This is a genomic window from Algibacter pacificus (assembly GCF_008033385.1).
GTDB classification, from domain to species: Bacteria; Bacteroidota; Bacteroidia; order Flavobacteriales; family Flavobacteriaceae; genus Algibacter; species Algibacter pacificus.
Genome location: NZ_VOGY01000003.1, coordinates 48,789 through 62,936, shown reverse-complemented (window position 1 = coordinate 62,936; position 14,148 = coordinate 48,789). Strand labels below are relative to the sequence as shown.

General features: G+C 30.4%; 13 protein-coding genes. All 13 read left to right on the top strand.

From position 1 onward, the window contains the following. Positions 1 to 4: 4 nt before the first annotated feature. The 13 genes from FQU21_RS05510 (at position 5) to FQU21_RS05450 (ending at position 14,037) form a co-directional block, all read left to right on the top strand. Positions 5 to 874, top strand: a complete 870-nt coding sequence (locus tag FQU21_RS05510; protein ID WP_147677000.1) for a M23 family metallopeptidase — start codon at positions 5 to 7, stop codon at positions 872 to 874. 253 nt (positions 875 to 1,127) lie between these two features. Continuing rightward, complete coding sequence (locus tag FQU21_RS05505; RefSeq protein ID WP_147676999.1) at positions 1,128 to 2,612, top strand: GH3 auxin-responsive promoter family protein; 1,485 nt, start codon at positions 1,128 to 1,130, stop codon at positions 2,610 to 2,612. Between the two features lie 46 nt (positions 2,613 to 2,658). Continuing rightward, positions 2,659 to 4,344, top strand: coding sequence for a DUF6909 family protein (locus FQU21_RS05500; RefSeq protein ID WP_147676998.1), 1,686 nt, complete (start codon positions 2,659 to 2,661; stop codon positions 4,342 to 4,344). Between the two features lie 4 nt (positions 4,345 to 4,348). Continuing rightward, entirely contained in the window at positions 4,349 to 5,404 is a 1,056-nt protein-coding gene (locus tag FQU21_RS05495; RefSeq protein ID WP_147676997.1) for a YveK family protein, read from the top strand. Further along, positions 5,394 to 6,446 carry a dTDP-glucose 4,6-dehydratase gene (rfbB, locus tag FQU21_RS05490; RefSeq protein WP_147676996.1) on the top strand — a complete coding sequence of 351 codons (1,053 nt, stop codon included), beginning with the start codon at positions 5,394 to 5,396 and terminating at the stop codon, positions 6,444 to 6,446. Before FQU21_RS05495 ends, rfbB begins: the two co-directional genes overlap by 11 nt. Positions 6,447 to 6,449: 3 nt before the next feature. Next, positions 6,450 to 7,316 carry a glucose-1-phosphate thymidylyltransferase RfbA gene (rfbA, locus tag FQU21_RS05485; RefSeq protein WP_147676995.1) on the top strand — a complete coding sequence of 289 codons (867 nt, stop codon included), beginning with the start codon at positions 6,450 to 6,452 and terminating at the stop codon, positions 7,314 to 7,316. Then, complete coding sequence (rfbC, locus tag FQU21_RS05480; RefSeq protein WP_147676994.1) at positions 7,316 to 7,861, top strand: dTDP-4-dehydrorhamnose 3,5-epimerase; 546 nt, start codon at positions 7,316 to 7,318, stop codon at positions 7,859 to 7,861. The genes rfbA and rfbC overlap by 1 nt, the downstream gene beginning before the upstream one ends. Position 7,862: 1 nt before the next feature. Further along, positions 7,863 to 8,723 carry a dTDP-4-dehydrorhamnose reductase gene (gene rfbD / locus FQU21_RS05475; RefSeq protein WP_147676993.1) on the top strand — a complete coding sequence of 287 codons (861 nt, stop codon included), beginning with the start codon at positions 7,863 to 7,865 and terminating at the stop codon, positions 8,721 to 8,723. Then, on the top strand, positions 8,723 to 9,901 hold the full coding sequence (locus FQU21_RS05470; RefSeq protein ID WP_147676992.1) for a lipopolysaccharide biosynthesis protein: 1,179 nt from the start codon (positions 8,723 to 8,725) through the stop codon (positions 9,899 to 9,901). The genes rfbD and FQU21_RS05470 overlap by 1 nt, the downstream gene beginning before the upstream one ends. A 45-nt stretch (positions 9,902 to 9,946) precedes the next feature. Next, on the top strand, positions 9,947 to 10,558 hold the full coding sequence (locus tag FQU21_RS17835; RefSeq protein ID WP_317130643.1) for a CatB-related O-acetyltransferase: 612 nt from the start codon (positions 9,947 to 9,949) through the stop codon (positions 10,556 to 10,558). A gap of 4 nt (positions 10,559 to 10,562) precedes the next feature. After that, positions 10,563 to 11,762 carry a polysaccharide pyruvyl transferase family protein gene (locus FQU21_RS05460; RefSeq protein WP_147676990.1) on the top strand — a complete coding sequence of 400 codons (1,200 nt, stop codon included), beginning with the start codon at positions 10,563 to 10,565 and terminating at the stop codon, positions 11,760 to 11,762. Further along, a complete protein-coding gene (locus FQU21_RS05455) occupies positions 11,762 to 12,952 on the top strand; it encodes a Coenzyme F420 hydrogenase/dehydrogenase, beta subunit C-terminal domain (protein ID WP_147676989.1) in 1,191 nt (396 codons plus the stop codon). The genes FQU21_RS05460 and FQU21_RS05455 overlap by 1 nt, the downstream gene beginning before the upstream one ends. A gap of 65 nt (positions 12,953 to 13,017) precedes the next feature. Next, positions 13,018 to 14,037, top strand: a complete 1,020-nt coding sequence (locus tag FQU21_RS05450) for a glycosyltransferase (RefSeq protein ID WP_147676988.1) — start codon at positions 13,018 to 13,020, stop codon at positions 14,035 to 14,037. Positions 14,038 to 14,148 lie beyond the last annotated feature (111 nt).

Sequence of the window (14,148 nt, the reverse complement as noted above, 5' to 3'; positions counted from 1 at the left end):
TACGATGGAAGAAAAAAAGAAAAAAGCTAAAAAAATAAAACGAAAATTACTCGATAAATATAAACTTGTTATTCTAAATGAAAACACGTTTGAGGAACGGTTGTCACTTAAATTAACACGTTTAAACGTATTTGTTTTAGTTACCTTATCGTCCATTTTTTTAGTTGCAGCAACTTATGCCTTAATTGCATTTACACCTTTAAGAGAATATATTCCTGGCTATTCTTCTACGGCTTTAAAAAAGAAAGCCATAGCCTTAAATTATAAAACCGATTCATTACAAAACGTTATTTCTGTTAACGAAAAGTATTATGCCTCCATTAAAAAGGTTTTAAAAGGCGATTTAAGTCCGTCCGATTTTAATAAAGATTCTATAATTGAAGCCGTTAAATTAGAAGCCAGTGAGGTCGATTTAAATCCGTCGCCAGCCGATTCTTTACTTCGGGACAAGGTTGATAAAGAAGATAAGTATAATTTATTCGAGTCGGCAACATCGGTTAGTAATTTTATATTATTTCCTCCAGCAAGTGGTTCTATTAGTGCTCCGTATAATGTAAAAGAAAAACATTATGCCGTAGATATTGTATTATCAAAAGATACCCCTATAAAAGCAACAGCCGACGGTATTGTTATTTTTGCAGAATGGACAGCTAGCACGGGGTATGTTATTATTCTAGAACATAGTTATGGTTTAATTTCGGTATATAAACACAATGCTAGTATAACTAAAGAACAAGGCGATTTAGTAAAAGCAGGAGAAGTTATTGCAACTGCCGGAAATACGGGTGAGTTATCTACAGGTCCTCATTTACATTTCGAACTTTGGAACGATGGTTACCCTATAAACCCAACAAACTTTATAGATTTCAAATAAGCTATTTGAAAGAATAATATTTTAAAGGAGAAAATTTAAAATACAATTCTAAACTAATTTAAAATATTTTAACCGTTCTGCGTATATTGTCATACGGAAATATACAAATCAGTATTTATTTGTTATGCCAATATATAAGGAATTACAAGTTTTAAGTATCAATCACTTCATAAAAGAAATATGAGCTTATTAAATTTTAATATTGAAGAAGATTGTTTAATTATTAACTGGTTTAAAATGCATTCAAAATAATATGCTTTCATTAAAATCTGCATTAGCAAAACCCTTCGCAAAACGGGTTTTTAAATCCATTCAAAAATGGGCAAATCATCCTGTAGAAACACAGGAAAAGGTATTTAAAGATTTAATAGCAAAGGCTGCGGGCACTAAATTTGGACAAGATCACGATTTTAGTAGTATCCATTCATTTGAAGATTTTGTAAAACGTGTACCTGTTCGAGATTACGAAGCTTTAAAACCCTACGTTGAAAAAGTAGTTGCTGGCGAGCTGGATATCCTGTGGAAAGGGAAACCCATTTATTTTGCTAAAACTTCCGGAACTACTTCGGGTTCTAAATATATTCCTATTACAAAAGAAAGTATGCCAAGCCATGTTAATGCGGCACGGAATGCCATTTTAATGTACATTCATGAAACAGGTAATGCTAAATTTGTAAATGGAAAAATGATTTTTTTACAAGGAAGTCCTATTTTAAAAGAGCAAAATGGCGTGCAATTAGGGAGGTTGTCGGGAATTGTTGCGCATTATGTGCCTAAATATTTGCAAAAAAATAGGTTACCGTCTTGGGAAACTAATTGTATTGAGGATTGGGAAACCAAAGTTGATGCTATAGTTGAAGAAACGTTACCGCAGGATATGACCATTATTTCGGGAATTCCATCTTGGGTGCAAATGTATTTTGAAAAACTTCAGCAAAGAACAGGAAAAAAGGTTGGTGACATTTTTAAAAATTTCAACCTCTTTATATTTGGTGGCGTTAATTATGAGCCTTATCGTGCAAAATTTGAGAACCTTATCGGAAGAAAAGTAGATAGTATAGAACTCTATCCGGCAAGCGAGGGGTTTTTCGCCTTTCAAGATAAGCAGAACGAAAAAGGGATGTTACTTCAATTAAATTCAGGAATTTTTTATGAGTTTATAAAGGCTGATGAATTTTTTGAGGACAACCCAAAACGAATCACCATAAAGGATGTTGAAGTTGGTGTAAACTATGTGATGATTATTTCCTCAAATGCTGGACTTTGGGCTTATAATATTGGGGATACGGTTGAGTTTACATCGACAAAACCCTATAGGGTTATCGTTTCGGGACGTATAAAACATTTTATTTCTGCTTTTGGTGAGCACGTTATTGGGAAAGAAGTAGAGCAAGCTATGCAAGAAGCAACAGCCAATACCGATATTCGCGTTTCAGAATTTACAGTAGCACCTCAAATTAATCCATCGGAAGAATTACCATATCATGAATGGTTTGTAGAGTTTGAAAATGAACCCCAAAACCTTTCCGCTTTAGCGCAAAAATTAGATCAATCACTTCAAAGGCAAAACAGTTATTATTTCGATTTAATTGAAGGTAAAGTGTTGCAACCCTTAAAAATTAAAAAGGTTGAAAAAGGTGGTTTTCAACACTATATGAAATCGGTTGGAAAGCTTGGCGGACAAAATAAAATACCAAGACTTTCTAACGATAGAAAAATTGTTGATCTACTTGAGTAAGAAAATTAATTAAAATAGTATTACCTTTGCCGCTCCAAAATAAACTATGAACAGTAAAAAGCGACATGAAAGAACTAGAGCACAAGAAAGCTCGAATGCCATTGAACGGCTGTATATTACTATGCGGCACCTGTTTAATCGCGGTTTTTATAAGCCTATGGGGATTTCTGGCGAAACGCTTAGAAGTTCATTATTGTTACTAAGACCAGAAATTTATGGTTCTATTGGAGATGAAAAGGCCGAGCTTGAAGGTTTACTTTATGTTATTGATAGACTGCCAATTGGTATTGAAGAGTGTACGTTTATCAATTTAACGAGTGATGAAGGTTATGGCGATTCGCATTTTGAACCTATTATTCCACCAAAAAGGCGTCGTAATTGTTATCGTATTGATGATGAGCAAATGAATATTGAAATTACGCGCGGACGTTCGGAAATTTATGATATTTTAACCCACCTTACTTTTCTTTTTGTCGAATCGCATAAAATAAGTACACGGGTACTTATTAATGAAGATGGAGATACCACACGTGATTGGATAAAACTAGAAAATACCGTTTTATCTAAAAAGAAACTTACACAGGAAGAACGAGAAGTTGCAATATCACATACAGCAAATATTTTAGGACGAACATTTAAGGAAATTACTACCGTTTATAATGCCTTTTCTACGCCTTTACAGCCGGAACGTTTATTACATATTGTGTATTGGTTAGGGAAGTTAGCTATAGAGGAGTTGGTAGGTAAAGATAAACGCACCATTACTTTTAGTCCTGTTTTAAGGGAGCGTATAGGGCATCATATTCACGGTGAAATATGGGCAGATACTATAAAAGAAACTTTGCATAAAAACGGCTTGTTAGAAAGACCAATACATGTTATTAGTGCAAATATGCATAGTGTTATGAATACACTTTTTGCACCAACAGCATTAAAATCTATTATAGGAAAAAAAGACATATTTCAAGTTTATGAGTCGTTAAGTCATAACGAAAATTTGCGTCATAAAGTAACTAAAGAGGCCCTGCAGAAAGGGATGTTTTATATTAAAGATACTTCGGGAGCCAATATAGATGTACAAATATTTGATACCGATAAAATAGATCTTTCAAAATTAGATATTCAGGTAACTGAGGCGGGTTTAAAAGACAAAAAACCAGTCATTATAGTTATGGACTATGCTTTTGGAGAGCAAGCTTATGAAACTATAGACGAGCTATTGAAACCATATATTTTAAAAGGAAATAAAAAACTACATTTAAATGTAGAATCGTTATCTATAATGGGTAAAGCTGGAATTCTAGAAGGCGGTAAGGGTGATATTATGATACCATCGGCACATATTTTTGAAGGTACAGCCGATAATTATCCTTTTGAAAACGAATTAAAACGAGAAGATTTAGAAGGTAAAGGCGTTAATGTTTATAACGGTTCCATGATAACTGTTTTAGGAACATCGCTTCAAAATAAAGATATATTGAAGTTTTTTTATAATTCCACATGGAATGTCATAGGCTTAGAAATGGAGGGAGCACATTATCAAAAAGCCATACAAGCGGCATCTAAAGTTAGGGGTAGTATAAGGGAAAACGTAAAAGTGAGATATGCTTATTATGCTAGTGATAACCCATTAGAAACAGGTGCTACATTAGCATCGGGAGGATTAGGGACTTCAGGCGTAAGGCCAACATATATAATTACAAGAACTATTTTAGAACAAATATTAAATTAAAATTATGAGTAAAGAATCACCACAATTACAACAATCTGAAGAAATAGATTTGGTAAAGTTGTTTAACCTTATAGGTAATTTGTTTGAAAGATTATTTAAGTTTATAGGATCTATAGTTAGCTTTTTGTTTTCAATTTTTATTTATGCATTAAAGGCTATAATCTTAAATTTTAAAATTATTTTAATATCTGTTTTAGTTGCGGCAGCAATAGGGTATGGTTTAGAAAAAACACAATCGCCTGTTTATAAATCTCATATGTTAGTGAGACCATATTTTGAAAGTAAGTTTCAATTGGTTACTAATATTAATTATTATAATGCATTAATTGAAGATAATGATTATCAAGAATTAAGTAATCTATTTCAGATTGATAATGAAGCTGCTAATAGCTTAGTTGAGTTTACCGTTCAGCCAGGGCCAGAAACAGAAAACGAGCGTATATTACAGTATGATAGATTTATTAGAGCCGTAGATAGTGTGAGAGCACAAGAAATATCTTATGAAGATTTCTTAGCAAATAGAAGTGTGTATTCTGGGGAATTTTTTGAAATTGGTGTAAAGGCACATAATAAAGATATTTTTAGAGCATTAGAGGAAGGTATAAATTCTACATTTTCTAATAATTATTCTGTAAAGAAAATGAAAAAACGAGATTCTTTAATAAGTTTAAGCAGAGCTCGTATTCAAAGAGATTTAGTAGAAGTAGATTCTTTAAAGAGGATGTATATTTCTTTAGTTCAAAAAGAATCAACAGCCGATTCTCCTTTAAGTTATAAAGAAGGAAGCATGGCTTTGGTGCAAGAACGTGTTAAAACTAAAGAATATGAATTATTAGATAAGGAATTAGAACTTAGAAATGAATTAACACAACTAGATGCACAACAGGTAGAAGAAGATGTTTATTTTGATATTATTTCTAGTTTTCAGGAAGTAGGATCTGTGCATAAAACCTTTTTAGATAAATACTCGTTCATATTTCCTATCATAGTTTTTATTTTATTATGTTTGTTATACTTAGGAATGAAATTAGTAAAATTTGTTATTACATATGAGAAATAAGAATATTTTAATTACTGGAGGTGCTGGTTTTATTGGGTCCCATGTGGTAAGGTTATTTGTAGAAAAATATCCGGAATATCATATTTTTAATTTAGACGCCTTAACATACGCAGGAAACTTAGAAAACCTTAAGGATATTGAAAACCATAAAAATTATACTTTTATAAAAGCAGATATTACTCATGAAGATGTAATAAACGACCTTTTTATCAAGTATAAATTTGATAGTGTTATCCATTTGGCAGCGGAATCTCATGTGGATCGATCTATAAAAGATCCTTTAGCATTTGTTAAGACAAATGTTATAGGGACGATGAATCTTTTAAATGCTTTTAAAAATTGTTGGAACAATGATTTTAGTAATAAACTTTTTTACCATGTAAGTACCGATGAGGTATATGGTACATTAGGAGAAACAGGTTTGTTTACAGAAACTACATCATATGATCCAAACTCTCCATATTCGGCATCTAAAGCCAGTTCAGATCATTTTGTTAGAGCCTATGGCGAAACCTATAATATGCCTTACGTTATAACGAATTGCTCAAATAATTATGGACAAAATCAATTCCCCGAAAAATTAATTCCTTTATTTATTAATAACATAATTAACAATAAACCATTGCCTGTATATGGCGATGGTAATTATACCAGAGATTGGTTGTATGTTATTGATCATGCCATAGCGATAGATTTGGTTTTTCATAAAGGAAAAAACCATGATACTTATAATATTGGTGGATTTAATGAATGGAAAAACATTGATTTAGTTAAGCTTCTTTGTAAACAAATGGATATTGAATTGAATAGAGAAGAAGGCACTTCGGAGAAACTAATTACCTATGTAAAAGACCGTCCAGGTCATGATTTACGATATGCAATTGATGCTTCCAAAATAAAAAATGAGTTAGGTTGGGAACCTTCTGTTACTTTTGAGCAAGGTTTAGAAAAAACAATTAAATGGTTTTTAAATAATGAAAATTGGTTAAATAATGTAACCAGTGGTCAATATAAATCTTATTACGAAAAACAATATAATTAAGATATGAAAGGAATTATTTTAGCCGGAGGATCGGGGACTAGGTTACACCCTTTAACATTATCTGTAAGTAAGCAACTAATGCCTATTTATGATAAACCTATGATTTATTATCCGCTTTCAACTTTAATGTATTCGGGAATTAGAGAAATTTTGATTATTTCTACCCCTAAAGATTTGCCTTTGTTTAAAGATTTATTAGGCGATGGTAAAAAATATGGTTGTTCTTTCGAATATGCGGTTCAAGAAGCTCCAAATGGATTGGCTGAAGCATTTATAATAGGAGAAGAATTTATAGGAAACGATAAAGTAGCTTTAATACTTGGTGATAATATTTTTTACGGAACAGGATTATCAAAACTATTGCAAGCAAATAACGATCCAGATGGAGGTATTATTTATGCATATAGAGTCCATGACCCAGAAAGATATGGTGTTGTAGAATTTAATGAGAACGGGCAAGCTATTTCTATTGAAGAAAAACCAGAAACTCCTAAATCAAATTACGCCGTTCCTGGTATTTATTTTTACGACAATTCTGTTGTTGATATAGCTAAAAATATAAAACCTAGTCATAGAGGAGAATTAGAAATTACAGACATTAATAAAGTTTATTTAGAAAAAAGAAACTTAAATGTTAGTATTTTAGATCGTGGTACAGCATGGTTAGATACAGGTACCTTTCAATCCTTAATGCAAGCTTCTCAGTTTGTAGAAGTGATAGAAGAACGTCAAGGTTTAAAAATAGGAGCTATTGAAGGTGCTGCTTTTGAAATGGGATATATTAGTGAAAAAGAGTTTATTGCTTTAGCTCAACCTTTGTTAAAAAGTGGTTACGGTAAAAATCTATTAGGACTTTTGAATAAAAAATAATGAAATTAGTAAAAACAAAATTACAAGATTGCCTTATTTTAGAGCCTAATGTTTTTAAAGATAATAGAGGCTATTTTTTAGAAAGTTATAACAAAAATACGTTTAATGAATTAACAGGAATGTCTGTTAACTTTGTTCAAGATAATGAATCTTTTTCTTCCAAAGGTGTTTTAAGAGGGCTTCATTATCAAACAGGAGATTTTGCTCAAGCTAAGTTAGTTAGAGTAATTAAAGGTAAAGTATTAGACGTTGCAGTAGACATAAGGAAAGATTCTCTAACATTTGGAGAACATATTTCAGTTGAGCTATCTGAAGAAAATAAAAAACAATTGTTTGTACCTAGAGGTTTTGCTCATGGATTTATTGTATTGAGTGATGTAGCATTGTTTTCATATAAATGCGATAATTTTTATAATAAAGCTTCAGAGGGCGGTATCATATTCTCAGACCCCAAACTAAATATAGATTGGATATTGCCAAAAAATCAATTTTTAGTATCTGATAAAGATTTAGAATTGCCTGAACTTAAAAACGCCATAATATAATATGACAAAAGTTTTAGTAACAGGAGCAAATGGACAGTTAGCTACATGCATTAAAGATGTTGTTTCTGGCCATTCAAACCTCACCTTTATTTATACCGATTATAGTGAGTTAGACATTTGTGATTTAAATAAATTAGAAGCTTATTTTAAGCAAATAGGCGATATTTCATACTGTATAAATTGTGCGGCATATACAGCCGTAGATAAAGCAGAGGAAGACCAGCAAAAAGCTTATCAGATAAATGCAGACGGCGCTAAAAATTTAGCAATAGTATGTAAAAATAATAATTCGGTTTTAATTCATATTTCTACAGATTTTGTGTTTGAAGGTTTTAAAAATACGCCATATATTGAAACAGATGTTACCAAGCCAATAAGCGTTTATGGCGATTCTAAATTGAAGGGTGAACAGGAAATAATACATGTTTTAGAGAACTATTTTATTTTTAGAACCTCTTGGCTATATTCTGAACATGGTAATAATTTTATGAAAACCATGTTGCGTTTAGCTGAAACAAAAAAAGATTTAAGTATTGTAGGAGATCAAATAGGTACGCCAACTTATGCAGGAGATTTAGCTAAGGTAATTGTAAGTGTAATTACAACTAAAAATAACAACTATGGTTTGTACCATTATAGTAACGAAGGCGCTATAAGTTGGTTTGATTTTGCACAAGCCATATTTCAATTAAGTAAGGTTTCAATTAATTTAACATCTATATCTACAGAAGAATACCCTACTTTGGCAGCCAGACCAAAATATAGTGTGCTTAATAAAAATAAAATAAAAAATGCATTCAAATTAGAAATACCGAATTGGAAAGATAGCTTGAAGAATGTACTTTTAAAAAAAGTTAATTAGTGTTTACATTATCAAACCTAATAAAGCGTGGAGCTAATTACTTATTTCTAGTTGTTTTAGCCAGAAATATATCTATCTATGATATGGGGGTGTTCTCGGCCTACATAAATGTAGTAGGCGTTGTTTTACTTATTACCAATTTTGGTTTTAGTGAATTTATATTAGTAAACTCTGATACTAAAACAGCATTAAAAAATAATATTACAAATTTTATCCATGTATCGTCAATATTATTATTAGTATTAATAATACTGTCTTTCTTAATACCTCTTGAAAGTAATTATCTGTTTTTTTTAATTTTAATTAAGGTTTTTGTTGAAAAAAGTATAAATGATATGTTTTTAGCTTACCATCAAGTGGTGAAAAAAATTAATGTCATGACGATTGTAAACACCATTTCAGGTTCATTCGTTTTAGCAATAGTCGTACTGTATTATTTTTTTAAGGAAAGCTTCTATATTTATTTAATAATGATAGACTTATTGTACTTAATAATATTAGGTATACTTTTAAACAAAATTAATTTTAAGCTTATTTCTATTGGTAAAATTAAAGAATTTATTCAAGAACGGTTTTCTAAACTAAAATATTATGGAATAACATATATAACCACACCTCTATATATGATGGCGCCCACGGTAATTGCTTCTTTTGTGCTTAAACCAGCAACGTTAGCTTTATATCAAGTAGCATTCTCTATTTCTAATATATTATTGCTTATTTCAATATCTCTGCTTCAGGTTAGGTATGTAAGATTTCTAGAATTAAAAGACGATTTTAAGGAATTAATAAAAGCTTTAAAGAAGACGGCATTAGAGATATTTATTATTAATTTTGCAGTATTCGTAATTTTACTGATATTTGGAAAGAAGTTTTTAGAAATTGTTTATAGTAAGAGTGCTTATGTAGAAGCATATTACCCGTTATTGTTTTTATTAATTTGTAATATGATTTTTATGTTCGCAGCTATAATAGCCGTTATAATGGTAGTACGTAAAGAACAAAAAGAAAAGTCAAGATATCATTTGGAATTTGTAATAATCTCTATGTTTTTTGGGTTTTTATTAACATATAGTTTTGGTGTATATGGATTGATAACTTCATATTTAATTTTATACTCATATTCAACTATCCGTTATGCTTTGAGATATTTAAAGATAAATAAATCAATAAATTAAGTTTGTTTTTTAAAGTGAAAGAAATAATTTTCAATGATGTTAAATATGAAATTAAAAGTAATTATCTTTTTATCTAAAATTATCTTTCTAGAGAAAATTATACTCTTTATTTTACGGCGTAATCAAATATATTCAAAAACATTAAGGGCTTATTTTAAGAAAGTTAGAAACATTGAAGTTGGCACTTTTTCTTATGGTTGTTTTACAAAAGATATACCCAACGGAACTATTATAGGGAATTACTGTTCTTTTGCAGACGGAATTAAAATTTTTAACGGAAATCATGGTATAGATTGGGCCACTACGCATCCTTTTTTGTACAATACAACACTTGGACTTGTTGAAAAGGAAACTATTAATAGATATAAGTTAGTGGTAGGTCATGATGTTTGGATTGGTGGAAATGTAATCATTTTGCCTTCAGTTACAAAAATAGGTAACGGAGCAATAATTGGAGCAGGGAGCGTAGTTACTAAAAATGTAGAACCATATTCTATAGTTGCTGGTAACCCAGCAACACATAAACGTTTTCGATTTGAAAGAGAATATATAGACATTTTAGAAGAGAAAAAAGTCTATAATCTAACCAAAGCGGAGTTTATTAAAAATATGGATAAAATGTACGATATAAATTTATTTCACAAAATAAATAATTAAAAATATGAATTTAAAGAAAATACTTCTTTTAGGAGCATCGTTGGAAAGTGATAATAAAGGAGTAAATGCCTTAGGTATTGGAGCAATAACTTTGCTTAAAAATAACTATAAGGACGCCGAAATTAATCTGTTATGCGTTGGAACACCATCGATAGTAGAAAAAGAAATTAACATTAATGGAGAACTTGTAAAGGTTAAAACACATTACTTTTCTAAATATGATGTTATGTTTAAAGGATTTATTGACGTTTTTTTTAATAGAATATTTAAATCTAAGCCTAAACTAGCCATATCTAAGCTTATAAACGAGAGCGATATTGTTTTTGATATTAATGAAGGCGATAGTTTTAGTGATATTTATGGTTTTAAACGAGTTGTAAGACATATGTTCGATTCAAAGCTAATATTGCTTTGGAAAAAGGATTTGATATTCTTACCACAAACTATTGGTCCTTTTGATACTTTTATAGGAAAAAAACTTGGTGGGCATATACTAAAAAGGTTAACCAAACTATACGTAAGAGATGTAAAAGCTTATGAGTTTATTGAAAACTTAGGAATAGACAAAGAGTTAACTATCGATATGGCAGTGTACATGCAGCCTCAAGAAGTAGAAGAAGTAAAAGTTAAACCAAATACAATAGGCGTAAATGTTAATGGTTTAATGTACTTAAATAGGTATAAAAGTTTAGAAGGAAAGTACGATAATTATCCTTATTTTTTAACAAAACTGGTTAACAGGTTACTCGATTTAAAGTTTGAAGTATTATTAATACCACATACTTACAATGCAGGTAAACCTAATGATGAAGATGACCTAGTTGGGATTAAAAAATTTATGTCCGATAACAAAGATTTGGCAAATAAAGTTTCTTTCGTGAATAAAGATTATTCGGCTCAACAATTAAAATCCATATTCGCTAAACTAGAATTTTTTATGGGCTCAAGAATGCATTCATGTATTGGTGCCCTGTCTCGATCTATTCCAACTGTAGGATTAGCATACAGTTATAAATTTGAAGGTACATTCAATATGTTTAAGCAAATAGAATGTGTAAAAGATGTAAACTACTTAAAGAAAGAAAACGTAGATCAATTAATAAACGAAATAGTTGAGTTTATTGAAAAGAGGAATGAAATTAAAGACGTCTTAATAAAAGAGAACAATAGAACACAATTGCAATTAAAAAACATCTATTCATAATGAGTATAAGTGTTTTAAAAAATAATTTATGTGCAGGTTGCGGGCTTTGTGAATCTGTCTTTGGAAAAGATAAAATTTCAGTAGAGTATAATAAAGAAGGGTATTTAAGACCTAATTTTAAAAAGCCTTTAACCGAAAAAGAGGTTAAATATTTTAATGAATTATGCCCAGGAATTAACGCTAAGCATGATGAAATAAAAAATTACGACCATTTATGGGGACCAACGCTAGCAATTTCATCAGGATATGCTAATAATGAAGAAACAAGGTATTCTGGGTCATCAGGAGGTGCGTTAACAGCAATATCGACATATTTATTAGAAGAAGGAAAGGTTGAATGTATTGTGCATATGGGAGCATCAGAAACACACCCATATCGTAATCAATACAAGGTTAGTCAAACCAAGGAGGATCTAATTAAGCATGCTGGTTCTAGGTACGCACCATCAGCTACGTTAATAAATATTGTTGAAATTTTAAAAAAGTATTCATCAATAGCAGTTGTAGGTAAGCCATGTGATATTATTGGTGTTCGAAACTACATGAAAAAGGATGAAGTTGCGAATACTAAAATAAAGCATTTATTAACTTTTATGTGTGCCGGTGTTCCAAGTCAAAAAGGAACAAAACAACTCATAGAACAATTTAAAATAAAAGAAGAAAACGTCGTATCCTTACGATATAGAGGAGAGGGTTGGCCTGGTTATTTTAAAGTTGTAGACGATAAACAAAAAGTGCACAAAATAACTTATAACGAATCCTGGGGAACGGTACTTAATAGGTATTTACAATTTAGGTGTAAAGTATGTGCAGATGGTACAGGTGAATTTGCTGATATTACATGTGCAGATGCTTGGGAATCCTCTGAAAATGGCTACCCTTCTTTTGAAGAAAAGAAAGGTGTAAGTTTAATAATAACAAGAACCGAAAACGGAAAGGATTTACTATCTCAAGTCGAGAAACATGGTTATTTAACCATGACTGGTGAAAATTTTTCAAGTCAAGATATTGGTAAAATGCAGCCCTACCAAAAACAAAGAAAACAAAATATTATCGTTAGGATGTTAGCATTAAAACTTGTGGGTAGAGGTGTTCCTAAATACAACACGTCTTTATTGTTTAAAACATCTTTGCGTCAAAGCCCTTTTATATTAGTTAAAAACTTTTTAGGCATGATTAAACGGCTTTAAATTGTGTTGTTTAAAAAATAAAGCACTGTATAACAAATTTATATATTTTAAATTCATTTTGAGTATTGAACACTAAATTATACATATTATTAATCAATTATAATTCACACCTAGATACTTTAGAATGTTTAGAGTCTATTATAAAACAAACCTATACTAATTATCAAGTAATAATTATTGATAATAGTAATACTAATAGTTATTTAGATCAAATAGAACTTTGGTGTCAAGGGGTTTATGGAGAAGCAATCACTACCGAACTGCCAGATATTGTACATCCTATTCATGCTAAAAAAGTAGACTACCATCGTGTATCGGAGTCTGCTTTATATAAAGAAGCTTATAATCAACGTGTTGTTTTAGTAAAAGCAGATAAAAATAATGGATTTGCAGGAGCTAACAACGTTGGTTTAAAATACATCCAGAAATTTGGAGAAAAATCTGATTTAGTTTGGGTTCTTAATAACGATACTGTTATAAAAAAAAATGCTGCAGAATTAATTGTAAATAAAATAGATACTTATGGTGTTACGGTGGATAACTTATTGTTTGGCACCCCTTTAATTGAATATTACTTACCTAATAAAATCCAAGTTATTGGAGGTAAATATAATAAGCTGTTAGGTGTAACTTCAGATGTAGGAGGTGGTTTAGATAAAAATCAAAATATAGATGCAAAGCAATTTAAAATAGATTACCCAATAGGTGCTTCAATGATAGTATCAAAAGGCTTTTTAGAAAGTGTAGGGTTAATGTGTGAAGATTATTTTTTGTATTTCGAAGAGTTGGATTGGGCTCAAAGATTAAAAAAAATAGAAGGTAAAGTAGAAATGCTTAATGTTTATGGTGTTTACCATAAGCAAGGAGGAAGTACTTTGGCTAAAAGTAGAAAATATGATAAAACCGAATTTATTGAGTTGTTATTAATAAAAAACAGACTTAAAATTACAAGGAAGTTTTATAAAAATTATATTTTAAGTGTAAAGTGTTTTTGGATAGTTGTTTTTTTAGTTAAAGCCATTCTATATGGTGGAGTAAAAACTAAAATTAAAGCCATGAAAATAATTTTTAGAGCTAAAGCGTAATGCAAAAATTCACATCTACTAATATATTTGCAACAATTTTAAAAATTGGTTTTTTTGGAACTATTTCTGGGTCTATATTTTTTAGTCCATTACCTAGTTTAATTGCTATAG